Raw genomic sequence first — 26,297 nt, forward strand, 5'->3', positions numbered from 1 at the left:
ATCTGTATTGATTAATTGATATTGGTCACAAAATAAAATCATCCTGATTCCTTTATTACTCTCCGGTATGAAGATGGTGAACAAATACAGGTTTAATTCAACGGAATAAACACTCTGTCTGTTGGCACATTTGAATCATCGAGAGAGGTAATAAATGGAACGTAATACTTTGGCACGGCAGATTATCGATACTTGCCTGGAGATGACCCGGCTGGGTTTGAATCAGGGTACCGCAGGGAACGTTAGCGTACGTTATCAGGGAGGGATGCTGATCACGCCTACTGGGATCCCTTATGAAAAACTCACCGAATCGCACATTGTTTATATTGATGCCGATGGTCAGCATGAAAGGGGCAAACTGCCGTCAAGCGAATGGCGTTTTCATATGGCGGCCTACCAGACGCGCCCGGATGCGCACGCGGTTGTTCATAACCATGCAGTCCACTGTACCGCGGTTTCCATTCTGAACCGGCCTATCCCGGCTATTCACTATATGATTGCTGCCGCGGGTGGAAACTCCATTCCTTGCGCCCCGTATGCGACGTTTGGTACGCGGGAGCTTTCTGAATATGTTGCCGTTGCCCTTAAAAACCGTAAAGCGACGCTATTGCAGCATCATGGTCTGATCGCCTGCGAAGAGAATTTGGAGAAAGCGCTGTGGCTGGCGCATGAGGTTGAAGTGCTTGCGCAGCTTTATCTCAGTACGCTGGCAATTACCGACCCGGTTCCGGTGCTGGACGATGATGCGATAGCTATTGTGCTGGAAAAATTCAAAACCTACGGGTTACGTATCGAAGAGTGATCGCGCAAAAGCGAGAGGAGACGGGCGATGGCGAATAGAATGATTCTGAACGAAACGGCGTGGTTTGGTCGTGGAGCGGTGGCGGTGTTAACCGATGAGGTTAAGCGTCGCGGCTATCACAAAGCGCTGATTGTGACCGATAAAACGCTGGTTCAGTGCGGTGTGGTGGCGAGCGTAACCGATAAATTGGATGCGGCAGGTCTGGCATGGGAGATGTACTCTGGCGTGATCCCTAACCCGACGATTGATGTCGTGAAACAGGGACTGATCATATTTCAGCAAAGCGGCGCGGATTATCTTATCGCGATTGGCGGAGGATCGCCGCAGGATACCAGCAAGGCGATTGGCATCATCAGTAATAATCCTGAGTTTGCGGACGTGCGTAGTCTGGAAGGTCTGTCACCAACCCGTAAACCCAGCGTCCCGGTAATGGCTATTCCAACCACCGCAGGGACGGCAGCAGAAGTCACCATTAACTATGTGATCACCGATGAAGAGAGACGACGCAAGTTTGTCTGCATTGACCCGCATGACATCCCGCAGGTGGCTTTTATTGATGCCGACATGATGGACGGCATGCCGCCCGCGCTGAAGGCGGCGACCGGCGTTGATGCGCTGACCCATGCTATTGAAGGCTATATCACGCGCGGTGCGTGGGTGTTGACGGATGCGCTGCATATTAAGGCGATAGAAATTGTGGGTGGGGCGTTACGTGGCTCGGTGGCGGGAGAGAGTGATGCCGGTGAAGCCATGGCGCTGGGACAGTACATCGCCGGAATGGGGTTTTCCAACGTAGGGCTGGGGTTGGTGCATGGGATGGCTCACCCGTTGGGAGCGTTTTATAACATGCCTCACGGCGTGGCAAATGCCATTTTACTTCCCCATATCATGTGCTTCAATGCGGAGTATACCGGCGAGAAGTTTCGCGATATTGCCCGTGCATTGGGGGAGAAAGTTGAAGGATTGAGTCTGGCAGAAGCGCGAAAGGCCGCGGTGGAGGCGGTATTTTCGCTCAATCGCGATGTCGGGATCCCCCTGCATTTACGTGATTTTGGCGTTTTGCTGGACGATATTCCGGCGCTGGCGCAGGCGGCATTTGACGACGTATGTACGGGCGGGAATCCGCGTGAGGCGAGTATTGTGGATATCGTCGAGCTCTATCATACCGCGTGGTAATTGCCCTGAGGTGCTTTAATTCGTATCGCCCGGCTGAGCGCAGCAACGCCGGGGTTGGCACGGGCCAGCTCCGGGGGCAGGGTTATTTGTTCAGCCGTAGCTGCTGCAAATTCCCTTCAATTTGCAAATCCGTTTGTAACCGCGCGATATCCCGGCATAAAAATGCCATATCCCGATGCGCTTCCAGCTTCTTGCGCCACTTATCTGGTACTTCGTCTAAACGCGCATACAGTTCTTCCAGCGTGCCAAATTGCCCCAGCAACTGAGTTGCACTCTTCGCGCCAATGCCCGCCACACCCGGCACCTTTGAACTGCTGATTCCCGCCAGCCCCCAGTAATCGGGAAGTTGCTGTGGCAGTACACCAAACTCTTTGTCGATAAAAGGTGCATCCAGCCAGCGTTTCTGGAAATAGTCGCGAATCTGCAACGTCGGTGAGAGCAATTGGCAGTAGCCTTTATCCGTAGACACAATGGTTGCCTGATGCCCCGCCTGGGCGACCTTGACGGCAAGCGTAGCGGCTAAATCATCGGCTTCATTACCGGCAGAAACCCAGCAGCATACGCCGCGTTGTTCAAATGCAGCGCGAAGGGCGGGCATTTCTGCATGTAGTTCGTCGGGCATCGGGGCGCGTCCCGCTTTATAGTCCGGGAGCCGCTGGTGTCGCCAGCCGCTGTTGCGTGCCTCGTCATCGAATACCGCCACCGCGTGTGTCGGTTGGCTGTGAACAATCAGCAGATCCAGCGCGTGTTGGCAGGTTTCTACACAGGGCGATCCCTGTACGGCATGAATGCGGCGGATTAAGTTGAGTGCGTCAACGATGAGCAAATGAACGGCCACGCGGTGTTCTCCCTAACAAATTAGACGCTAAGGGTAACATTGCTGACAAAGTGAGGCTATTGGCGGGGAGTAAAACGGGAAGAGGCCTCGCAAAACGAGGCCTCTGAACAACGACTTAATCGCAGGAGACTTTCATCGCCAGGCCACCGCGAGAAGTTTCGCGGTATTTAGCGTTCATATCTTTACCGGTTTCGTACATGGTTTCGATAACTTTATCGAGGCACACTCGCGGTTCGCTGGTACGGCGCAGCGCCATACGTGCGGCGTTTACCGCCTTCACGGAGGCAATGGCATTACGCTCGATGCACGGAACCTGAACCTGACCGGCGACCGGATCGCAGGTCAAACCGAGGTTGTGTTCCATGCCGATTTCCGCGGCGATACAAACTTGCGCCGGGCTACCGCCCAGAAGTTCAGCCAGACCGGCTGCCGCCATGGAGCAGGCTACGCCGACTTCGCCCTGACAGCCGACTTCTGCGCCAGAGATTGACGCATTCATCTTGTACAGTGAACCAATGGCGCTGGTTACCAGCATATAACGTGCCAGTGAGTTGGCGTTCACTTCACGGATAAACTTGTCGTAGTAGGCCAGTACAGCCGGAACGATACCGCAGGCACCATTGGTAGGAGCCGTGACGACGCGGCCACCGGCAGCATTTTCTTCGTTTACCGCCAGCGCGAACATGTTGATCCAGTCAACAACCGCCATGGGGTCGCTGTTTACCTTGTCCTGGCTGACCAACATACGGCGCAGCGCGGCAGCACGGCGCGGAACGCGCAGCTTACCCGGCAGAACACCTTCGGTGGTGGTGCCGTGCTCGATACCGCCTTTCATCACTGCCCAGACGTCGGCAAAGTGCTTTTCCAGCTCTTCTTTGCTGTGCAGTGCCAGTTCGTTTTGCATCATCAGGCCGGACAATGACAGGCCTGTTTCGTTGCACTGTCGCTGCAGGTCTGCTGCGTTTTTGTACGGGTAAGGTACCGCGACTGACGCTTCATCCTGCTGGCCAAAGTGCTCTTCATCGACGATAAAGCCGCCGCCGATGGAATAATACGTTTTGCTGTAAACCGCTTTATCGCCCGCCAGTGCGGTGATACGCATGCCGTTTTCGTGCAAGGAGAGGTTGTCAGTGTGGAAGTTCATACACTGATCGACCGGGAACTCAACTTCGTGTTGCCCATCTGCCAGCAGCAGGCGACCGTGAGTGTTCACGTCCTGGATAAACGACGGGATAGTATCGATATCGACCGTATCCGGCAGGTTTCCTGCCAGACCCATAATAATGGCGATATCCGTATGGTGACCTTTACCGGTCAAAGAGAGCGAGCCGTATACATCGACGACTACGCGAGTGATATCAGTGAGGATCCCACGCGCAATCAAGTCGTCCGTGAATTGTTTGCCTGCTTTCATTGGCCCGACGGTGTGCGAGCTGGAAGGACCAATGCCGATTTTGAAAATATCGAATACGCTAATCATGAGGCGTCCATTGTATTACGAGGTGCGCCGCCCGAAGGCGGCGCAGGGGGATTAACTGAACAGAGAGTAGGAGATTGCGGAGATAGCGATAAGACCCATCAGGACAACGAAGACGTTGCTGATGTGACCGCTGTACTTACGCATTGCCGGTACTTTCTGAATGGCATACATCGGCATCAGGAACAGAATCATCGCGATGATTGGGCCGCCCAGGGTCTCAATCATACCGAGGATGCTTGGGTTCAGCGTCGCCACGATCCAGGTGGTGATGAGCATGAACGCCGCAGTGATTTTGTTCAGCTTGCTGATTTCAATCGTTTTGCCTTTGCCGCGCAGAGACTTGATAACCATCCCGTTGAAGCCTTCACGTGCGCCCAGATAGTGGCCCAGGAAGGATTTGGTGATAGCAATAATCGCGATGATTGGGGCCATCCAGGCAATCAGTGGTGCATTAAAATGGTTCGCTAGGTAAGACAGGATGGAGATGTTCTGGTCTTTTGCCGCCGCCAGGTCCGCAGGGGACAGGCTCAGTACGCAGCTGAAGACGAAGAACATAACGGTCAGCACCATCATGATGTGAGCGCGAGCCAGGATAGAAGAACATTTCTTCTCTGCACCGTCGCCGTACTCTTCACGCTTCGCTACCGCGAAGGAGGAGATGATTGGCGAGTGGTTAAAGGAGAACACCATGACCGGGATTGCCAGCCACAGAGTCATCCACAGGCCTTTGCCGGTAGAGGCTGCGCTGCTAAAGGACAGAGTTTCCAGTGCCGCACCGCTCCACTGAGGGATAAGGTACAGCGCCAGCACCATCAGTGCGATAACAAACGGGAACACCAGGATGCTCATCGCTTTCACGATCATCTGCTCACCGAAGCGAACGATGGTCATCATGCCCACGATAAGAATCAGGGACAGAATTGCACGCGGTGGCGGCGTCATGTGCAGCTGGTGGGTCAGGAAGCTGTCAACAGTGTTGGTGATAGCCACGCTGTAAACCAGCAAAATTGGGTAGATGGCGAAGAAGTAGAGCAGGGTAATCAGTTTACCTGCGCCAACACCGAAGTGTTCTTCAACAACTTCCGTGATGTCTTCGCCCGGATTTTTACCTGACAGCACAAAGCGAGTCAGACCGCGGTGTGCAAAGTAGGTCATTGGGAAGGCGAGAATCGCCATGATGATAAGCGGGATCATCCCGCCGACACCGGCGTTAATTGGCAGGAACAGTACGCCTGCACCGATAGCGGTGCCATAAAGACCCAGCATCCACATTGTATCTGTTTTACGCCATCCGCTAGCAGAATCTGCTGTGACGATGGTGCTGGTTTGAGTGTTTTCCATCTGTATCTCCTGGAGGAAGGAAAATGCTAATTTTTTAGACAAATAAAGTAAAAATAACGATAAACATAATATTAAATTTTATACGCATCGGTTTTTTTGTGATTTTTACCCGAGGTCGTTTTTGACGAGCGCAAATGTACATTTAACTACTAAATGTATCAGTGATCAGGATCCCAATTGTAATAATCCACTTTTGATGAGGGTTATTGCAGGTCTTTACCCTGTGATTAGCTTTTATGCGAAAATTTATGGTCGCGAAGGCTAACATTCGTAGTATGAGTGGTAAATGGGGGGCGGGGTAAATGCGATGTTTTTGCTGATAAAAATGAAGAAACCGGTGTTTTTTAGCGCCCAATCATAACTATCGATGATAATGTGCGGTCACCCATCGAACGCAAACGATTGGCTTCAAGCTGAGAAAGTCTCTTTTTGACGGCGGAAATTTGAATTCCCGGCGGAGAATACCGCCGGGAGTGGAGAGGAATACGCTAAGTGTGATGCTTAAGCGCAGATTTCGTAGCAAGGAATATAGGCTGAGCCTGGCAACTTCATACGGTGCTGGGCGACAAAGCCCTGTAGCAGTTCGTCCATTCGGCGCATCATCTCTTTATCACCGTGGATTTTATATGGCCCGAACTCTTCAATTGCGCGGATACCCACTTCTTTCACGTTACCCGCCACAATACCGGAGAAGGCACGGCGCAGGTCTGCTGCTAACACTTCGATAGGCTGATCCGGGTAGAGTTTCAGATTCGCCATGTTTTCGTGCGACGGCTCGAACGGCATCTGTAAATCGGGTGCAATTCGAATCGACCAGTTGAAGCTGTAGGCATCACCGGTATCACGGCGGTTCTCTTTGACCAGCGGCATCGCTTTTTTCATCTGACGTGCGACTTCCACTTCATCGTCAATGATGATTTTGTAGTGGCGGCGCGCGCCTTCACCCAACGTATGCACCACGAAGTCATCCAGTACGCGGAAGTAGTCAGCGCTTTCTTTCGGGCCGGTGAGGATAAGCGGGAGCACCTGATTTTTGTTCGCCGGGTTCATCAGAATCCCCAGCAGATACAGCAGCTCTTCCGCCGTACCCACGCCGCCTGGGAAGATGATGATCCCATGAGCGATACGCACGAACGCTTCCAGACGTTTTTCAATGTCCGGCATGATGATCAGTTCATTGACCAGCGGGTTAGGCGGCTCGGCAGCAATGATTGACGGCTCGGTCATCCCGATAAAGCGGCCTTCTTTGTAGCGCTGCTGCGCGTGACCGACCGCCGCACCCTTCATTGGCGCTTCCATCGCGCCCGGGCCACAGCCGGTGCAGATATTCAGCTCACGCAGACCTAATTGATTACCGACGCGGCGTGCGTAGAGGTATTCGTTCTCGTTGATTGAGTGACCGCCCCAGCACACCACCATGCTTGGTGCCTCGCCCACGTGCAGCGCACGGGCGTTACGCAGGATGGAGAAGACGAGGTTGGTGATATGCGTGGAGCTTTCTAAATCGATATTCGGGAAGCGAACGGAATTATGCAGTTGCCCGTAAACAAATAGAATATCGCGCAGGACGGCAAACAGGTTGGCTTGTAGCGAGCGAATAATTCGCCCGTCAACGAAAGCATCTTCTGGCGGATTGATCAGTTCAAGTTTCACGCCGCGTTCGCGGCTTAGTACGTTGATATCGAAATTTTCGAAACGCGATAGCAGCTCTTTGCTGTTATCGGTCAGGCTGCCTGAGTTCAGTACGGCCAGTGAACAGTTGCGGAACAATTGGTACAGGTCGCTGCTGGCCGTGCGCTTAAGCATGTCCACTTCCAGCTGCGACAACATATCCATTGAGCCTAGCGGGCTAATATGTGTAATCAAGGGAACTCCTTACAGGACGAAAATCGCCTTCCTTAATGATTACAATAGCCTCGCTGGCAACCTTTCTACAACCTCATGCGCGGAACAAAGTGCACAACATTGATAAATTGTTCAGGTTATTGGCGTACCAGGCGACCAATGGCGGGGACAAATTCGGTGTTTGAGCGCCATGGGTTGATGTCCAGACCGCCGCGACGGGTGTAACGCGCATAGACGCTCAGGCTTTCCGGCGCACAAAAACGCAGAATGTCGTTGAAGATACGTTCGACGCACTGCTCGTGGAACTCATTATGGTGGCGGAACGACACCAGATAGCGCAGTAGCTTCTCGCGGTCAATTTGCGGGCCACGATACTGAATTTGTACTGAACCCCAGTCAGGCTGGTGGGTGATAAGGCAGTTAGATTTCAGCAAATGGCTGACCAGTGTCTCTTGCACCACTTTTTGACCGGCGGCACCGTCAAGATAGTCGGCGTTAAACTGATAGTTATCGATTTCGATATCCTGACCGTCAATGCAGCTGCCGTGGAAGTGGGCGATGGGCTGACCTTCTACTTCGTCGAGGCGATACAGCGCCACGGTGACTTTACCCTGCGCACAGGTGCTGAGATCGCGCTCCAGCGTCTCTTGCACAGCTTCCCAACTGGCAAAGCGTGTCTGGTTAAAGCTATTAAGGTAAAGCTTAAAGCTTTTCGACTCGACCAGATTGACCGTCGTGTGGCTGAGTTCGACGTGACCAACGGCCACCTGTGGCAGCCCTTTGGCATTGAGCCAGGACAACTCATACAGCGTCCAGATATCCCCCCCGTGGAACGGCAGCGAATCGGCATGCAGACCTAATGGATTGCGATTTAAGCTGCGCGGTACGCCTTGAAGCAAAGAGGCATCGTAGGTATCGCGGTAATCTGTGGTTTTACCCAGGGTCAGGCCTGAGAGCGCCTGATGGTTCTCGTAAGAAGACATGTTTCACCATTATAAAGCAGGTACACTATTGTCTTTATTGTATCCTGGCTAACCTGAAGAGAGAAATTCGTGGAAAAGCAGACCGCAGAAGCATTACACGCCTTTACCCAACGTTATTGCGATGCGTGGCAGCGCGAGCACAATAGCCTGCCGCGTAGCGAAGATCTCTACGGGATTCCGTCGCCGTGTCAGGTGTCAACCACCGATGATGCCGTGTTCTGGCAACCACAGCCGTTTGACGGTGAACAGAATGTAAATGGCGTTGAACGCGCAATGGATATTGTGGTACAACAGCCCGTTCACACCTATTATACCACTCAGTATGCGGGTGATATGCAGGCGCTTTTCATGGGAGAAACCCTGACGCTGCTACAGGTGTGGAGTTCAGACGATTTTCGTCGCGTGCAGGAAAACCTGATTGGTCACTTGGTGATGCAGAAACGTCTGAAGCTTTCGCCAACGCTGTTCATTGCCACGTTGGAAAGCGAATTAGACGTGATTTCCGTGTGTAACGTGACCGGCGAAGTGATTAAAGAAACGCTCGGAACGCGTAAACGTCTGCCGCTAGCCTCATCTCTTGCGAGTTTCCTTACTCAACTTCATCCTATTCTATAAGACAGTTCGCCCGTCACTTTGTGAGAGATCTCTTACACGCTCTGTGAGAGATCGCCAGAAGATAAGTAAGACACCCATTCCGTCATTTTAATAATTTCTTTTGTTTTCATATGCATGACATAAATCACTGGCGATTTATTAGACTGTAAGCCTTAAGGGATTGTCTGAGAGGCACTTGTAAGACGAGGCGGAATAGTGGATTCTATCTACGTCGACAGGGAGTCGCAAAATGAAGTGAACATCAGGATGATGACTCTTCATAGGACACACCGGGAAGGTGATACAAGGATAGGCTTCAGGATGAAGCACAGGATCACGCAGGAACGCGTTAAAGGACACCTCCAGGACGGAGAATGGGAGCCAGACAGGATATCTGGTGGATCAGGAAGATCAGGACGCACTCAAGGATAGGGTGAAATCGCATCGGGGTGGTGTGATGCAGGAAGCAATCGTTTATGGATGAACAGGTCAGGAGACCACAGGAAAAGTTGTCACGGACGAGCAGGGAGCACTAAAAGTAGCTGGATTGCTGCGAAACGAACCGGGAGCACTGTTTTTACAGTGCTCCCTTTTTTTTGTTTCTCGCCAACCAGTAATGGTATCCTGCGCCCGATTTTGTTTTCTCTGAGGTTTCCATGACACTGAACGCCCGCTTACGCGACCAACTCCTGCATATTGAATCTCTGCTCCGCCAGCACCAGCACTGGCAGGAAACGGCGCCGCACGACAGTGCTTTTGCCAGCGATCAACCGTTCTTTATGGATACACTGGAGCCGCTTGAGTGGCTACAATGGGTGCTGATCCCACGTATGCACCAGTTGCTGGACAACGAAATGCCGTTGCCGAAAGATTTTGCCATCGCACCGTATTATGAAATGGCCCTGGATGCTGCCCATCCGCTGCGCGAGATCATCTTGCCGCCGCTGGCTGTTCTGGATACCTTCTTTGTCGGCGATGCTACCTGATGCTGGAAATTATTTATCAGGATGAATGGTTGGTGGCCGTCAATAAGCCTTCCGGTTGGCTGGTTCACCGTAGCTGGCTTGATCGCGATGAGAAAGTGGTGGTGATGCAGACGGTGCGCGATCAGATTGGTCAGCATGTCTTCACCGCCCATCGCCTCGACCGTCCCACTTCTGGCGTCCTGTTGATGGGGTTATCCAGCGAAGCGGGTCGTCGCCTCTCTCAGCAGTTTGAACAACATCTGATTCAAAAGCGCTACCACGCTATTGTACGCGGTTGGCTCACCGACGAGGCCGTACTCGACTACCCTCTGGTGGAAGAGCTGGATAAAATTGCCGACAAATTTGCGCGTGAAAATAAAGAAGCGCAGCCTGCGGTAACTCATTATCGCGGCCTGGCGACCATCGAAATGCCGGTGGCAACCGGCCGTTATCCGACTACGCGCTATGGGCTGGTAGAGATGGAGCCGAAAACGGGCCGCAAACACCAGTTGCGCCGCCATATGCGCCACCTTAATCATCCGATGATTGGCGATACCAAACATGGTGATTTACGCCAGAACCGCAGCGCGGCCGAGCATTTTGGCTGCAACCGACTGATGCTGCACGCCAGCCAACTGTCGCTGACTCATCCGTTTACCGGTGAGCCGCTGGTCATTCGTGCCGGGCTTGACGATGTCTGGATGCAGGCTTTGTCACATTTCGGTTGGCGCGGGCTTCTCCCTTTAAATGAAAGGGTTGAGTTTGTTGCTGACTGCGGTCAGGATGAAGCTATCCAGAAGTAAACAGGGAGTTAAATCATGGCTGAAATCGGGATTTTTGTTGGCACCATGTACGGCAATTCGCTACTGGTGGCTGAAGAGGCAGAAACCATTCTGAATGAAATGGGTCATCAGGCTCGGGTATTTGAAGATCCGCTGGTGGCCGATTGGGAAAGCTATACCGGGAAATACGTTCTGGTGGTGACTTCCACAACCGGGCAGGGCGATTTACCTGACAGTATTGTGCCGCTGTTTAACGATCTCCAGGATATGTATCAACCGCATTTACGCTACGGCATTATTGCGCTGGGTGATAGCACCTACGCTAATTTCTGCGGCGGCGGCAAACGGTTTGATACGCTGCTTCAAGAACAGGGCGCACAACGCATCGGTGACATGCTGATGATTGATGCCTCAGAAGACCCAGAGCCGGAAAGCGTTTCGAATCCGTGGGTTTTGCAGTGGGCGAAGTTGCTTAAATAACAGGGCTGCCCTCTCCCTACGTAGAGGGCCTCCTTGCTCTTACTGATAGCCAGTCCGTTGGAACAACGACGGTTTATCATAACAAGCCATCCCCAACTTCTCTTCGGGCTTATGCCTGTAAACTTCTCATCCACTCTGATTTTTTTCTGCTGTTTCCACAACGTCAAGTGAGCCATTTCACGTTCTTTCACCAAATGGTTAATTAGCACGCTACTGTATTCGTTTTCGTGAGCCATTACCCAGTCGCTTGGACAAATGTCGAAAAAAGTCGACTAAACCCCCTCTAATGATGTGCGTTTGAACGGTGAGTCGCAGACCTCCTCTTTTTATACTTTCCCTGCCAGTAACAAAAAAGCAGTCGCATAACGACTGACTGCTAAAAACACAAATACGTCATTCTGATTACCCTACAGGTTGTGCTGTTCAGAATAGATGTAGCTAAAAGCTATATTTCAGGAGTACAACAATGAGTTCATTAAGTCATTCAGCGAGCGCCGTTGAAAAACGGACTAATGCTCGCTATTGGATAGTGGTGATGCTGTTTATCGTCACGTCATTCAACTACGGCGACCGTGCGACACTCTCTATTGCTGGGTCGGAGATGGCCAAAGATATTGGGCTTGACGCGGTGGGAATGGGGTACGTTTTCTCCGCATTCTCATGGGCCTATGTTATCGGTCAGATACCTGGCGGCTGGTTGCTTGACCGTTTTGGGTCAAAACGTGTCTATTTCTGGTCAATACTAATCTGGTCTGGATTTACTCTGTTGCAGGGTTTTGTCGATATCTTCAGTGGTTTCGGCATCATCATTGCGCTCTTTACCCTCCGCTTCCTGGTAGGTCTTGCCGAATCACCTTCCTTCCCGGGGAATAGCCGTATTGTCGCTGCCTGGTTCCCGGCGCAGGAAAGGGGAACGGCTGTGGCTATCTTTAACTCCGCCCAATATTTTGCCACCGTTATTTTCGCACCGATTATGGGCTGGCTGACGCATGCTGTGGGCTGGTCACATGTCTTCTTCTTTATGGGTGGGCTGGGCATTATCATCAGTTTTGTCTGGCTGAAGGTTATCCATGAGCCTAACCAACACCCTGGCGTTAATAAGCAAGAGCTGGAGTACATTGCAGCCGGTGGGGCGCTTATTAATATGGATCAGAAAGGCGCGGTCGCAAAAGTACCGTTTAGCCAGAAGTGGGGCCAGATCAAACAGCTGCTGGGCTCCCGCATGATGATTGGTATTTATATCGGGCAGTACTGTATTAACGCTTTAACCTACTTCTTTATCACCTGGTTCCCGGTCTATCTGGTGCAGGCGCGTGGGATGTCCATTCTGAAAGCTGGCTTTGTCGCCTCGGTTCCGGTTATCTGCGGCTTTGCGGGCGGGGTGCTGGGCGGGATTATATCCGACTGGTTAATGCGCCGTACCGGGTCACTGAACATCGCGCGTAAAACGCCTATCGTGCTGGGAATGCTGCTGTCGATGGTGATGGTGTTCTGTAACTACGTGAACGTGGAATGGATGATCATTGGGTTTATGGCCATGGCCTTCTTCGGCAAGGGCATTGGGGCGCTCGGCTGGGCCGTGATGGCAGATACCGCACCGAAAGAGATTAGCGGTCTTTCCGGCGGTCTGTTCAATATGTTCGGTAACATCTCCGGCATCGTGACCCCCATTGCGATCGGCTACATTGTCGGAACGACGGGGTCTTTCAACGGTGCGCTGATTTATGTCGGCATTCATGCGCTGGTGGCGATTGCGAGCTATCTGGTGCTGGTGGGCGATATTAAACGCGTAGAGCTTAAACCGGTGACAGGAGCGTCGTCATGAGCCTGCAATCCAGTCCGATCATTACAGATATGAAGGTTATCCCGGTAGCCGGTCAGGACAGTATGCTGCTGAATATCGGCGGCGCACATAACGCCTGGTTCACCCGCAATATTGTGGTTCTGACCGATAATGCCGGGAATACCGGTGTTGGGGAGGCGCCTGGTGGTGAGGTAATTTACCAGACGCTGGTTGATGCCATTCCGATGGTATTAGGTCAGGGAGTTGCCCGTCTGAATAAAGTGGTTCAGCGAGTGCATAAGGGTAACCAAAACGCCGATTTCGATACCTTCGGACAAGGAGCATGGACGTTTGAATTGCGAGTTAATGCGGTTGCAGCACTGGAAGCTGCGCTGCTCGACCTGCTGGGCAAAGTACTCAACGTCCCGGTTTGCGAACTGCTCGGGCCGGGTAAACAGCGCGATGCGGTGACGGTGCTCGGTTACCTGTTTTATATCGGCGATCGCACGAAAACGGACCTGCCTTATCTGGAGAGTACACCGGGAAACCACGAATGGTATCGCCTGCGTCATCAAGAAGCGATGACCAGCGATGCGGTGCTGCGTCTGGCGCAGGCTTCTCAGGATCGCTACGGTTTCAAAGATTTCAAACTAAAAGGCGGCGTCCTGCCGGGTGAGCAGGAAATTGAGTCGGTGAGGGCGCTGAAAAAACAGTTTCCGGATGCGCGGATAACCGTCGACCCAAACGGCGCCTGGCTTTTAGATGAAGCCATCTCACTGTGTAAAGGGCTCAACGGTGTGTTGACCTATGCGGAAGACCCATGCGGTGCAGAACAAGGGTTCTCAGGCCGTGAAGTGATGGCGGAATTCCGCCGGGCAACCGGTCTGTCAGTGGCGACCAATATGATTGCCACTAACTGGCGGGAAATGGGGCACGCGGTAATGCTCAATTCGGTCGATATTCCGTTGGCCGACCCACACTTCTGGACTCTCTCCGGTGCCGTGCGCGTGGCGCAGCTTTGCGACGACTGGGGGCTGACCTGGGGCTGTCATTCCAACAACCATTTTGATATTTCACTGGCCATGTTTACCCACGTGGCTGCCGCCGCTCCTGGCACGCCAACTGCTATTGATACCCACTGGATTTGGCAGGAGGGCGATGCACGCCTGACCAAAAATCCATTAGAAATTAAAGACGGCAAGATCGCTGTACCGGACGCGCCTGGGCTGGGCGTGGAACTGGATTGGGAACAGATACACAAGGCTCATGAAGCCTACAAGAGATTACCGGCAGGTGCGCGTAACGATGCCATGCCGATGCAGTATCTGATTCCAGGCTGGAAATTTGACCGTAAACGTCCCGTTTTCGGCCGTAACGCATTCAATTAAGGATTAAAAATATGACGATTCAAACTTCAACTCCCGTTGTCACGTCGATGCAAATTGTACCGGTGGCCGGTCACGACAGTATGTTGATGAACCTCAGCGGAGCACATGCGCCGTTCTTTACGCGTAATGTTGTGATTATCAAAGACAACGCCGGTCATACGGGCGTGGGTGAAATTCCAGGCGGTGAAAAAATTCGCCTGACGCTGGAAGATGCTATTCCTCTGGTGGTTGGGAAGACCCTCGGTGAGTACAAAAATGTCCTGAACACCGTGCGCAATACGTTTGCTGACCGTGACTCTGGCGGTCGAGGTCTGCAAACCTTCGACTTGCGTACCACCATTCACGTGGTCACTGGTATTGAAGCCGCCATGCTGGATCTGCTCGGCCAGCATCTTGGCGTGAACGTGGCTTCTTTGCTAGGTGATGGTCAGCAGCGTAGTGAAGTCGAAATGCTGGGCTACCTGTTCTTCGTCGGCAATCGCAAAGCGACACCGCTGGCCTATCAGAGTCAGCCGGATGAAAAATGTGACTGGTATCGTCTGCGTCATGATGAAGCGATGACCCCGGATGCGGTGGTGCGTCTGGCTGAAGCCGCTTATGAAAAATACGGTTTCAACGACTTCAAGCTCAAAGGCGGCGTGCTCGCTGGAGAAGAAGAAGCGGAGTCTATCGTCGCGTTGGCAAAACGTTTCCCTCAGGCGCGTGTGACGCTGGATCCAAACGGCGCATGGTCGCTGAATGAGGCAATCAATATTGGTAAGTACCTGAAAGGCTCTCTGGCCTATGCGGAAGATCCGTGTGGGGCTGAGCAAGGCTTCTCCGGGCGTGAAGTGATGGCGGAATTCCGTCGGGCGACGGGCCTGCCAACCGCCACCAACATGATTGCTACCGACTGGCGTCAAATGGGGCATACCTTATCCTTGCAGTCGGTCGATATTCCGCTGGCCGATCCACACTTCTGGACCATGCAGGGCTCCGTTCGCGTGGCGCAAATGTGTCATGAATTTGGTCTGACCTGGGGCTCACATTCCAACAACCACTTCGATATTTCGCTGGCGATGTTCACCCATGTAGCCGCTGCGGCACCGGGGAAAGTGACCGCTATCGACACCCACTGGATCTGGCAGGAAGGTAACCAGCGTCTGACCAAAGAACCGTTCGAGATCAAAGGCGGGATGGTTCAGGTGCCGAGTAAACCAGGTCTTGGCGTTGAACTGGATATGGATCAGGTGATGAAGGCTAATGAACTGTATAAAAAACACGGTCTTGGTGCCCGTGACGATGCAATGGGAATGCAGTATTTGATCCCAAACTGGACGTTTGACAATAAACGCCCTTGCATGGTGCGCTAAGATTAATGCCGGTTCCTCAGGGAACCGGCAATGTTCTGCACATCATGGTGTGCAGAACATTGCCGTCAACTCGTATAAGGACAGCCTATGAAAATCGTGATTGCCCCGGACTCCTATAAGGAAAGCTTGAGTGCACTCGACGTTGCCTGTGCTATTGAGGCGGGTTTTCGGGAGATTTATCCTGATGCCGAGTACGTTAAGATTCCGGTGGCTGACGGTGGAGAAGGCACGGTAGAAGCAATGGTTGCCGCGACCCAGGGGCGGGTGATACCGGTTAAAGTGACCGGCCCGCTGGGTGAACCCGTGGCGGGTTTCTATGGTGTGTCAGGCGATGAGCAATGCGCATTTATTGAAATGGCAGCGGCAAGTGGGCTTGAGTTGCTCTCTCCGGCGCAGCGTAATCCGCTGAAAACCACTTCGTGGGGCACCGGCGAGTTGATCCGTCATGCGCTGGACCTCGGGGTCAGGCGCATTATCATCGGGCTTGGCGGCAGTGCCACCAACGATGGTGGCGCGGGAATGGTTCAGGCACTGGGCGCAAAACTGTTGACGGATGAGCATCAACAAATCGGGTAGGGTGGTGCGGAACTGGCTGCACTCATGAAGATCGACATCAGCGAGCTGGATAGTCGCCTGGCGGATTGTCAGATTGATGTGGCCTGCGATGTGACCAACCCGCTGACCGGTGAGGAAGGGGCGTCAGCTGTCTTTGGCCCACAAAAAGGCGCAACGCCTGAGATGGTCACGAATCTTGACCACGCGCTGGCGCATTACGCCGCGCGTATCAAGCAGGATTTTGGGATTGCCGTATTATCGCTCGAGGGCGGCGGCGCTGCCGGTGGCATGGGCGCAGCGCTATTTGCGTTTTGCGGTGCGAAGCTGCGTCCCGGCATTGATATTGTGACGGAAGCGCTACATCTGGATACGCTGGTGGCTGATGCCAATCTGGTGATCACCGGCGAGGGGCGAATGGATAGCCAGACGATTCACGGCAAAGTGCCGGTGGGTGTGGCGCGGGTTGCCAAGCGTTATCACATTCCTGTGATTGGTATTGCCGGGAGCCTGACGGCAGACGTCGGCGTGGTGCATCAGCACGGTATAGACGCGGTATTTAGCGTGCTCTATCGCGTTTGCTCGCTCGACGACGCGCTGGCGCACGCGGGAGAGAATGTGCGGATGGCGGCGAGGAATATTGCGGCGGTGATGCGGTTGGGACAGAAGATGTAAGTTTCTGAAGGTGTTGGGTTTGTCCTGGCTTGCATAAAACCGGGTAGGCCGGATGGCGGCTTCGCCTTATCCGGCCTACATTGGATAGGTTAGGGCGACTGCCTGGAAACCCTAACCCAATATCTTCCGGGTCTCCCGGGTCACATTATCCATCTCATCCAGCAGTTCCAGCAGCTCCGGCTCCAGTTCTTCCGCTGGCGTGCCGCTACGTAGCTGCCCCTCAATCAACTGACACAGATGCTTCAGCCGTGGAACGCCGCTATAGCCGCAGCTGCCGTGCAGTTTATGAATAGCATCGACCAGATTTTCTGGATTTTCACCTACCAGTTGTTCTTCCACTTTATTGCGAATCTCAGGCAAGAAAGCGACCAGCATTTGCAGCATTTCACGTGCCAGGTCTGGTTTATAGGCGGCTTGACGCAGTGCCAGTTGCCAGTCGAGCGTCGCATTATGATCGATTGTTGGCTCTAATGATTCTGACTGTAGTGGCTGTGGTAGCGGGTTGATACCGGGCTTATAGCGCAGCAGTAAATCGTGCAGTCGACTCTCTTCAATGGGCTTTGCCAGATAATCATTCATGCCAGCAGCAAGCAGCTTTTCACGCTGCCCGGCAAGGGCGTGAGCTGTCACGGCGATAACCGGCGTTTGTTGCTGATGCGGCAGTTGACGGATCAGCTCGCAGGCGCGTAAACCGTCAATGTCAGGCATTTGAATATCCATCAAAATTAGATCAAATTTCATCTGTTTCGCACGCTCAATGGCCTGCTGCCCGCTTTCGCACAGTTCAACGTGTTGCACCTGATCGTCCAGTAATGCACCAATTAACTTCAGGTTAGCTGGATTATCATCCACGGCCATCACCGTCATCGGCAGACGATGCTCTGTACTCGGTAGAGCAAGGGGCGCAGTTGGTGTGCGGCTGAACTCCAGCAGTACTGGCAGCAGTCGAGTCGTAGTGAGAGGCTTTAACAAACAGGCGGCCGCGCCGTCTTTCTTTAGCGATTCCGCGTCGACATGCGCGTGGCACGGTAGCGCCAGAATCAGCAGGTTTGTCATCGCCAATGCGGCGTTTAGCTTATCGCGGTGCATGCTAAGATCGCGTACGGATACCGGTACGGCCACGAGCAGAATGTCGTATTTTTCAACCGGCAGCGCGGCAATGCTAACGGCATATACCACTTCAAGTGGCGTTGAGGCTAGCATATCCAGGGTGGCCTGTGCCGCTGCCGCATTGGCTTCAACGTAGGCAATACGCTTGCCTTTCAGGCTGCGAGTATCCAGGCCGTCAGAGATGACGTTAAGGTTCAAATCAAGATTGATGTTAAACCAGAAGGTTGAGCCGCGATTTGGCTGACTGTGGAAAGAGATATCGCCGCCCATTTCACGCACCAGTTTTTGCGTGATGACCAGACCCAGCCCGGTACCGCCATGGCGGCGGGAAATACTCGCATCTGCCTGACGAAATGCCTGGAAAAGGCGTGACTGATCGCGCTCGGGGATGCCGATTCCGGTATCGCGGATCTGAACCTCAATTTGCACTTTGTTATTACTGATGGCGCGCTGCTCAACCAGCACGTCAATGTTGCCATTTTCGGTAAACTTGATGGAGTTGCCGACCAGATTGGTGATTACCTGCTGTAAGCGCAGTGGGTCACCAATCACATTATCCGGCACGTCATTTCTAATGTTGAGCGTGAGCTCCAGACCTTTATCGTGGGCGGAATGCGCCAGCAAAGTCACCACTTCATCGAGTGAATTACGCAGCGGGAACGGGATGCTTTCTAACAGTAACTTACCGGCCTCAAGTTTAGAGAAATCGAGCACGTCATTAATAATAGCGAGCAGGTTGTTTGCCGAACGTTCAATGGTGCTCAGGTGATCGTGCTGGGTTGGCGTTAACTCTGTTTTTAGCGTCAGACGGGTAAAGCCAATGACGCCGTTAAGCGGCGTTCGCAGCTCGTGTGACATATTGGCGAGGAATTCGGATTTGATACGTGCAGCTTCCTGGGCGCGTTTCTTGGCCAGATCCAACTCGACGTTCTGGATCTCCATTTGCTCAAGCGTCTCGCGCAGATCCGATGTGGCCTGATCGACGTTATGCTGCATCTCTTCATGATAGGCGGCAAGCGACATTGCCATCGAGTTAATGCCATTTTTCAGCATATCGAGTTCGCCGAGCATAAAGCCCTCAACGCGACTGTCGAGCTGCCCGCGACGAATGCGGTCAACGGTATTCACCATATTGCGAATTGGCCCGGTGACATCTCGCATCAATCGCCAGCCGAAAATCAGCGCGATACCAATACAGAACAGCATCATCACGCTTGAGATGAAAATTTCTTTGTACTGCTGCAAACGCACCGATTTGAGATCAAGCTCCAGCGCTACATAGCCAAGCATATTCACCGGCGTCTTGGCATCGGATTGGGGAGATTCATCCGGAGAATAGTGCTCTGAAATAATCGGTGTGCGCAGGATCATAATATCCCCATGTCGGGTCACGCTGAGCCTTCTCGGAAACGGTGTGCCGCGCGGTAACTGTAGCTCTCCTGGGTCCAACTGATAGTTGGAGGTGACGAACAACTTATTATGTTCATCGTAAACGGAAATCGCTCTTACGATATCGGAGTGGCGGCGGTGTAGCACGCTTATCAACTGACCGATCGATTCACGGTTTTGTAAATTCATACCGTATTCGCTGGAGACGGCAAGCGGCTCAATAATGCTAGCACCGGCGTCTTCCAGTTGACGCTGCAGGTCGTTATAGCGGTGTACGACGAAGAAAATACTGAGCAGCAAACCGATTAAAACGGTCGGCGCCAGGATCAAAATCATCATTCTTGCACGCAGGCTGTAGTTGGTCATGGAGGTCCGTTGTGGGAGAATTAGGGCAATATGTATTTTTGAGAAAAATCTCTACGATGGCGCAATTCTACTCTGCAAAACGACGCGTGACGACGCGCCAGATCATAACCGTGATAGTCAGCGACCTCGATCCCTTTGGGCAAGGTGTCGCCAGACATCAAGGTAAAGCACTATTCATCAATGGGTTACTGCCGGAGGAAAAGGCAGAAATCACTCTGACTGAAGATAAAAAACAGTATGCGCGCGGGCAGGTTAAACGCCGCCTGAGCAGCAGCTCAGAACGTGAAACGCCCCGTTGTCCGCATTTTGGCGTTTGTGGTGGCTGCCAGCAGCAACATGCGTCGGTTGCACTGCAACAGCGCAGCAAGCGCGCAGCACTCAATCGTTTAATGAAGCGTGAAACTGACGATGTGATTGCCGGAGACCCCTGGGGGTATCGCCGTCGTGCGCGGCTCAGCTTGAATTATCAGCCAAAGACACAACAATTGCAGATGGGTTTTCGCAAAGCCAATTCGAATGAAATCATCGATGTGGTGCAGTGCCCTATTTTGGTGCCCGATCTTGAGGCGTTGCTGCCCGTCGTTCGCGAATGTTTAAACAGCCTGAAAGGCAAACGTCAGTTAGGCCATGTTGAATTGGTCAGCGCTGACAATGGCCCGCTGATGGTGCTACGTCACACTGCGGCATTAACCTGCGAAGATAAAGAAAAACTGGAACGCTTTTCGCATTCTTCCGGCGTGGCGCTTTATCTGGCGCCTGAAAGCGAGATACTTGAACACGTAACCGGTGAAGCGCCATGGTATTCCTCAGACGGTCTACGCTTAACCTTCAGCCCGCGCGATTTCATCCAGGTTAACGACGGCGTGAATCAGCAGATGGTTGCAACAGTGTTGTCGTGGCTGGATGTACAGTTGACCGACCGAGTTCTGGATTTGTTCTGCGGCATGGGGAACTTTACCTTACCTCTGGCTACGCGCGCGCATAGCGTCGTCGGCGTTGAAGGCGTACCGGCGCTGGTTGCGAAAGGGCGGGAAAATGCCGCGCTGAACCAACTGGAGAATGTCACTTTCTTCCACGAGAATCTGGAAGATGATGTCACACTTCAGGCGTGGGCGGAGCACGGTTTTGACAAAGTTTTACTCGATCCTGCTCGTGCGGGCGCACCGGGCGTGATGCAGCATGTTATAAAATTAGCGCCGACGCGGGTGGTTTACGTTTCCTGTAACCCGGCAACGCTTGCGCGCGATAGCGAGGTGTTGTTGAGTGCGGGTTACCAAATTCAGCGTCTGGCAATGCTTGATATGTTCCCGCACACTGGGCATCAGGAATCTATGGTGCTGTTTGAGCGTAGGTAATTATAGTGGCTTGTCGACTTCGACAGGCCGGTCCCGGGAAGGAGAGGACAATGGTTGCGGTAAGAAGTGCACATCTAAATAAAGCTGGCGAATTTGACCCTCAGAAATGGATCACCAGTCTGGGGATTTCCAGCCAGCAGTCGTGTGAACGCTTAGCCGAGACCTGGGATTATTGTCGTCGCCAGACTGTGGGACGCTCAGATGCCGAATTGATGCTATGGCGCGGCGTAGAGATGGTTGAGATTCTGTCTACGCTTAGCATGGACAATGACACGTTGCGGGCGGCGCTTCTGTTTCCGTTAGTCGATGCTAACGTGGTGAGTGAAGAGGTGCTTAGCGAAAGCGCCGGGCAGTCAGTCGTCACCCTTATCCACGGTGTGCGTGATATGGCGGCGATTCGCCAACTGAAAGCCACGCACACTGATTCCGTCTCCTCCGAGCAGGTGGACAACGTACGCCGGATGCTGCTGGCGATGGTGGATGACTTCCGCTGCGTGGTCATTAAGCTTGCCGAGCGTATCGCCCATTTGCGTGAAGTCAAAGACGCCCCGGAAGATGAACGCGTGCTGGCGGCAAAAGAGTGTACGAATATCTATGCGCCGCTTGCGAACCGTTTAGGCATCGGCCAGCTCAAATGGGAACTGGAAGACTACTGTTTCCGCTATCTGCATCCGGCAGAGTACAAGCGTATTGCCAAGCTGCTGCATGAACGCCGTATCGATCGTGAATCCTACATCAATGATTTTGTTGGACACCTGCGTAGTGAAATGAAAACCGAAGGGGTAAAAGCTGAGGTTTATGGTCGTCCGAAACATATCTACAGCATCTGGCGTAAAATGCAGAAAAAACATCTCGCTTTTGACGAGTTGTTTGACGTGCGTGCGGTACGTATCGTAGCGGAACGCCTTCAGGATTGTTATGCCGCGCTGGGGATAGTACACACTCACTATCGCCACCTTCCTGATGAATTCGACGACTATGTCGCGAACCCGAAACCGAACGGCTATCAATCTATTCATACTGTTGTGCTCGGGCCGAACGGTAAAACCATTGAGATTCAGATTCGAACCAAGCAGATGCACGAAGATGCTGAACTGGGCGTTGCCGCGCACTGGAAGTACAAAGAAGGCGCTGTAACGGGGCTGCGTTCCGGTTACGAAGACCGTATCGCCTGGTTGCGTAAGCTGATTGCGTGGCAGGAAGAGATGGCGGATTCCGGTGAACTACTTGATGAAGTGCGCAGCCAGGTCTTTGACGACCGGGTGTATGTCTTTACGCCTAAAGGCGACGTGGTGGATCTGCCAACAGGCTCCACGCCGCTGGACTTCGCCTACCACATTCACAGCGATGTTGGGCACCGCTGCATCGGGGCGAAAATCAGTGGCCGTATTGTCCCGTTCACTTATCAACTGCAAATGGGTGACCAGATTGAAATTATCACCCAGAAACAGCCGAACCCGAGTCGTGACTGGTTAAATCCGAACCTTGGCTATGTGACAACCAGCCGTGGGCGGTCGAAAATCCATGCATGGTTCCGCAAACAGGACAAAGATAAAAACGTGATAGCCGGTCGTCAAATCCTCGACGACGAGCTGGAACATCTGGGTATCAGCCTCAAGGAAGCCGAAAAACATCTTCTGCCACGTTACAACTTCAACGACATTGAAGAGCTACTGGCGGCCATCGGCGGCGGTGATATTCGCCTCAACCAGATGGTTAATTTCCTGCAAGCGCAGTTTAACAAGCCAAGCGCAGAGGAACAGGATGCTGCTGCGCTCAAACAACTGCAGCAGAAAAGCTATACCCCGCAGAACAATCGCAGCAAAGATAATGGCCGCGTGGTGGTAGAAGGGGTAGGCAACCTGATGCACCATATTGCGCGTTGCTGTCAGCCGATTCCGGGCGATGAGATTGTCGGATTCATTACCCAGGGCCGCGGAATTTCCGTGCACCGGGCGGACTGTGACCAGCTTGCGGAACTGCAATCGCACGCACCAGAACGTATCGTTGATGCGGTCTGGGGCGAAAGCTATTCGGCTGGCTACTCGCTGGTGGTTCGCGTGCAGGCTAACGATCGCAGCGGTCTGTTACGTGATATCACCACCATTCTTGCCAACGAGAAGGTGAACGTGCTGGGCGTGGCCAGCCGTAGCGATACCAAGCAACAGATGGCGACTATCGACATGACTATCGAAATCTACAACCTGCAGGTACTGGGGCGCGTGCTCGGCAAGCTTAATCAGGTGCCGGACGTTATCGACGCTCGTCGTCTGCACGGCGGCTAAATCGTTTGTAGGCCGGATAAGGCGTCAGCCGCCATCCGGCAATTTCGCAACGCCGGATGGCAGCTGACGCCTTATCCGGCCTACTTTTTCAGGATTTTCACATGACTCAAATTGACCGACTACTCGGGATTATGCAGCGCCTGCGTGACCCAGAAAACGGCTGCCCATGGGACAAAGAGCAGACTTTCAGCACTATCGCCCCCTATACGTTAGAAGAGACTTACGAAGTGCTTGATGCCATTTCGCGTGAGGACTTTGACGATCTGCGCGGTGAGTTGGGCGATCTGCTATTCCAGGTCGTCTTTTTCGCGCAAATGGCGCAGGAAGAAGGCCGTTTTGATTTTAATGATATCTGTAGCGCCATCAGCGATAAGCTGGAGCGCCGCCATCCGCATATCTTTGGTGATGCCAGTGCGGATAGTAGCGAAGAAGTGCTTACGCGTTGGGAGCAGATTAAAACCGTTGAGCGAGCAGAAAAATCACAGCACTCCGCGCTGGATGATATCCCTCGCGCGTTTCCGGCGCTGATGCGTTCGCATAAAATCCAGAAGCGTTGCTCGGCGGTCGGTTTTGACTGGAAGACGCTGGGCCCGGTTCTCGACAAAGTGTACGAAGAAATTGATGAAGTTATGGACGAAGCAAAGCAGGCCGTCATCGATGACGCTAGACTGGAAGAAGAGGTTGGCGATCTGCTGTTCGCGACGGTGAATTTATCTCGTCATTTAGGGGTAAAAGCCGAGACCGCGCTACAAAAGGCAAATGACAAATTTGAGCGTCGTTTTCGTGAAGTTGAACGGATTGTCACCGCACGTGGTCTGGAAATGACCGGTGTGGACCTGGATGTCATGGAAGAAGTTTGGCAACAGGTAAAACAGCAGGAACATGATCTCTAAAGAATTTTTGTGGGAAAGGGCGAAAAGTGCGAAATCTTAAATGACAAGCGCTTGATTTACGTCAAAAACATTTACCCAAAAGGGGCTATTTTCTCACTCCCCATGTTTGTTTCTGCGGCGATTGAGGAGCGAGAATGAAAGTTTGTGGCGCTCGCCATGTTCGGGTATACTACTTTCCCGTCTTGGTTATTCCATCGTTTCACCCTAACTTCTCAGGTCCAGCATGACAACGAACTATATTTTTGTGACCGGCGGGGTCGTATCCTCTCTGGGTAAAGGCATTGCCGCAGCATCCCTGGCAGCCATTCTTGAAGCCCGTGGCCTCAACGTGACCATGATGAAACTGGATCCGTACATCAACGTCGATCCAGGTACCATGAGCCCGATCCAACACGGGGAAGTGTTCGTTACAGAAGACGGCGCTGAAACCGACCTGGACCTGGGTCACTATGAGCGCTTCATCCGTACCAAAATGACTCGCCGTAATAACTTCACTACCGGTCGTATTTACTCAGACGTCCTGCGCAAAGAGCGCCGTGGTGACTATCTGGGCGCGACCGTTCAGGTTATCCCGCACATCACTAACGCGATTAAAGAGCGCGTACTGGCCGGTGGCGAAGGCCACGACGTGGTGCTGGTTGAAATCGGCGGTACCGTCGGTGACATCGAATCCTTGCCGTTCCTTGAAGCAATTCGTCAGTTGGCCGTGGATATTGGTCGTGAACACGCGCTGTTCATGCACCTGACTCTGGTGCCTTACCTGGCTGCGGCGGGCGAAGTCAAAACCAAACCCACTCAGCACTCTGTAAAAGAGCTGCTGTCCATCGGTATCCAGCCAGATATCCTGGTTTGTCGTTCCGATCGTGCGATTCCAGCCAACGAACGTGCAAAAATTGCATTGTTCTGTAACGTGCCAGAAAAAGCCGTTATTTCAATGAAAGACGTCGATTCCATTTATAAAATTCCAGGCCTGTTGAAATCTCAGGGGCTGGACGATTATATTTGTAAACGATTCAGCTTGAACTGCCCGGAAGCGAATCTGTCCGAATGGGAACAGGTTATCTATCAGGAAGCGAACCCGGGTGGTGAAGTCACCATTGGTATGGTCGGCAAGTACATTGAACTGCCAGATGCCTACAAATCGGTGATTGAAGCGCTTAAGCACGGCGGCCTGAAAAACCGTGTGAGCGTGAATATTAAACTTATCGACTCGCAGGATGTCGAAACGCGTGGCGTCGAAATTCTGAAAGATTTGGATGCTATCCTGATCCCTGGCGGCTTCGGCTACCGTGGTGTAGAAGGTAAAATCGCGACGGCACGCTTTGCGCGTGAAAACAAAATTCCTTATCTGGGTATCTGCCTGGGTATGCAGGTTGCGCTGATTGAGTTTGCGCGCAACGTTGCGGGGATGGACAACGCCAACTCTACGGAATTTGTGCCAGACTGTAAGTACCCGGTTGTGGCGCTCATTACCGAATGGCGTGATGAAGAAGGCAATGTCGAAGTTCGTAACGATTCAAGCGACCTCGGCGGCACCATGCGCCTTGGCGCACAGCAGTGCCAACTGGGCGATGACAGCCTGGTACGCCAGCTGTACGGCGAACCAACCATTGTTGAACGTCACCGTCACCGCTATGAAGTCAACAACATGTTGTTGAAACAGATTGAAGCTGCAGGTCTGCGTGTTGCGGGCCGTTCCGGTGATGATCAGTTGGTCGAGATCATCGAAGTTCCGAATCACCCGTGGTTCGTTGCTTGTCAGTTCCACCCGGAGTTTACTTCCACGCCGCGTGATGGGCATCCGCTGTTTGCAGGCTTTGTGAAAGCCGCAAGCGAGTACCAGAAGCGTCAAGCGAAGTAAGA

The 26,297-nt window shown here is 52.8% G+C and carries 19 protein-coding genes and 1 pseudogene; 14 read left to right on the forward strand and 6 right to left on the reverse strand.

All coding sequences use genetic code 11. The features are described 5' to 3' along the window. Nucleotides 1-154 precede the first annotated feature (154 nt). A complete protein-coding gene (gene fucA, locus U0026_RS05000; RefSeq protein ID WP_062775537.1) occupies nt 155-802 on the forward strand; it encodes an L-fuculose-phosphate aldolase in 648 nt (215 codons plus the stop codon). A 27-nt stretch (nt 803-829) separates the two neighbouring features. Further along, on the forward strand, nt 830-1,978 hold the full coding sequence (gene fucO / locus U0026_RS05005) for a lactaldehyde reductase (RefSeq protein WP_062775535.1): 1,149 nt from the start codon (nt 830-832) through the stop codon (nt 1,976-1,978). 82 nt (nt 1,979-2,060) lie between these two features. Here fucO and xni read toward each other — a convergent pair whose 3' ends face one another. The 5 genes from xni to queF form a co-directional block, all read right to left on the reverse strand. Then, on the reverse strand, nt 2,061-2,816 hold the full coding sequence (gene xni / locus U0026_RS05010) for a flap endonuclease Xni (RefSeq protein WP_062775533.1): 756 nt from the start codon (nt 2,814-2,816) through the stop codon (nt 2,061-2,063). A 115-nt stretch (nt 2,817-2,931) separates the two neighbouring features. Further along, nucleotides 2,932-4,296 (reverse strand): L-serine ammonia-lyase, encoded by a 1,365-nt coding sequence (locus U0026_RS05015; protein ID WP_062775531.1) that lies wholly within the window; start codon nt 4,294-4,296, stop codon nt 2,932-2,934. Between the two features lie 51 nt (nt 4,297-4,347). After that, the gene (locus tag U0026_RS05020) at nt 4,348-5,637 is read right to left on the reverse strand and encodes an HAAAP family serine/threonine permease (protein ID WP_062775529.1); all 1,290 of its coding nucleotides are present in this window, start codon (nt 5,635-5,637) and stop codon (nt 4,348-4,350) included. A 501-nt stretch (nt 5,638-6,138) separates the two neighbouring features. Then, the gene (gene ppnN / locus U0026_RS05025; RefSeq protein ID WP_062775527.1) at nt 6,139-7,503 is read right to left on the reverse strand and encodes a nucleotide 5'-monophosphate nucleosidase PpnN; all 1,365 of its coding nucleotides are present in this window, start codon (nt 7,501-7,503) and stop codon (nt 6,139-6,141) included. Between the two features lie 116 nt (nt 7,504-7,619). Continuing rightward, nucleotides 7,620-8,465: an NADPH-dependent 7-cyano-7-deazaguanine reductase QueF gene (gene queF, locus U0026_RS05030; RefSeq protein WP_062775526.1), complete on the reverse strand. Its 846-nt coding sequence runs from the start codon at nt 8,463-8,465 to the stop codon at nt 7,620-7,622. 69 nt (nt 8,466-8,534) lie between these two features. Between queF and syd the strand changes: the two genes are divergently transcribed. The 8 genes and pseudogenes from syd (at nt 8,535) to U0026_RS05070 (ending at nt 17,036) form a co-directional block, all read left to right on the forward strand. Next, a complete protein-coding gene (gene syd / locus U0026_RS05035; protein ID WP_062775524.1) occupies nt 8,535-9,080 on the forward strand; it encodes a SecY-interacting protein in 546 nt (181 codons plus the stop codon). Nucleotides 9,081-9,715: 635 nt separating this feature from the next. Further along, nucleotides 9,716-10,045, forward strand: coding sequence for a YqcC family protein (locus U0026_RS05040; protein ID WP_062775522.1), 330 nt, complete (start codon nt 9,716-9,718; stop codon nt 10,043-10,045). After that, on the forward strand, nt 10,045-10,827 hold the full coding sequence (truC, locus tag U0026_RS05045; RefSeq protein WP_062775510.1) for a tRNA pseudouridine(65) synthase TruC: 783 nt from the start codon (nt 10,045-10,047) through the stop codon (nt 10,825-10,827). The genes U0026_RS05040 and truC overlap by 1 nt, the downstream gene beginning before the upstream one ends. 15 nt (nt 10,828-10,842) lie before the next feature. Next, a complete protein-coding gene (locus U0026_RS05050) occupies nt 10,843-11,286 on the forward strand; it encodes a flavodoxin (RefSeq protein ID WP_062775507.1) in 444 nt (147 codons plus the stop codon). A gap of 466 nt (nt 11,287-11,752) precedes the next feature. Beyond that, nucleotides 11,753-13,111 (forward strand): MFS transporter, encoded by a 1,359-nt coding sequence (locus U0026_RS05055; protein ID WP_062775504.1) that lies wholly within the window; start codon nt 11,753-11,755, stop codon nt 13,109-13,111. Then, complete coding sequence (locus tag U0026_RS05060) at nt 13,108-14,457, forward strand: enolase C-terminal domain-like protein (RefSeq protein WP_062775502.1); 1,350 nt, start codon at nt 13,108-13,110, stop codon at nt 14,455-14,457. Before U0026_RS05055 ends, U0026_RS05060 begins: the two co-directional genes overlap by 4 nt. 11 nt (nt 14,458-14,468) lie before the next feature. Continuing rightward, nucleotides 14,469-15,809: a glucarate dehydratase gene (gene gudD / locus U0026_RS05065; protein WP_062775499.1), complete on the forward strand. Its 1,341-nt coding sequence runs from the start codon at nt 14,469-14,471 to the stop codon at nt 15,807-15,809. A gap of 87 nt (nt 15,810-15,896) precedes the next feature. After that, nucleotides 15,897-17,036 (forward strand): annotated as a pseudogene (locus U0026_RS05070) (glycerate kinase). A 111-nt stretch (nt 17,037-17,147) separates the two neighbouring features. On the opposite strand, the gene barA reads toward U0026_RS05070, so the two are convergent. Further along, complete coding sequence (gene barA, locus U0026_RS05075; protein WP_062775497.1) at nt 17,148-19,901, reverse strand: two-component sensor histidine kinase BarA; 2,754 nt, start codon at nt 19,899-19,901, stop codon at nt 17,148-17,150. 56 nt (nt 19,902-19,957) lie between these two features. Here barA and rlmD point away from each other — a divergent pair, with 56 nt between their 5' ends. The 4 genes from rlmD to pyrG all read left to right on the forward strand — a co-directional run bounded on the left by rlmD (nt 19,958) and on the right by pyrG (nt 26,295). After that, entirely contained in the window at nt 19,958-21,256 is a 1,299-nt protein-coding gene (gene rlmD / locus U0026_RS05080; RefSeq protein ID WP_062775494.1) for a 23S rRNA (uracil(1939)-C(5))-methyltransferase RlmD, read from the forward strand. A 50-nt stretch (nt 21,257-21,306) separates the two neighbouring features. Continuing rightward, the gene (gene relA, locus U0026_RS05085; protein WP_062775493.1) at nt 21,307-23,541 is read left to right on the forward strand and encodes a GTP diphosphokinase; all 2,235 of its coding nucleotides are present in this window, start codon (nt 21,307-21,309) and stop codon (nt 23,539-23,541) included. Nucleotides 23,542-23,642: 101 nt separating this feature from the next. Further along, nucleotides 23,643-24,434, forward strand: coding sequence for a nucleoside triphosphate pyrophosphohydrolase (gene mazG / locus U0026_RS05090; RefSeq protein ID WP_062775482.1), 792 nt, complete (start codon nt 23,643-23,645; stop codon nt 24,432-24,434). Nucleotides 24,435-24,657: 223 nt separating this feature from the next. Then, nucleotides 24,658-26,295 carry a glutamine hydrolyzing CTP synthase gene (gene pyrG / locus U0026_RS05095; RefSeq protein WP_062775479.1) on the forward strand — a complete coding sequence of 546 codons (1,638 nt, stop codon included), beginning with the start codon at nt 24,658-24,660 and terminating at the stop codon, nt 26,293-26,295. Nucleotides 26,296-26,297: the final 2 nt, after the last annotated feature.

This window comes from Kluyvera intermedia (assembly GCF_034424175.1).
Taxonomy (GTDB): domain Bacteria; phylum Pseudomonadota; class Gammaproteobacteria; order Enterobacterales; family Enterobacteriaceae; genus Kluyvera; species Kluyvera intermedia.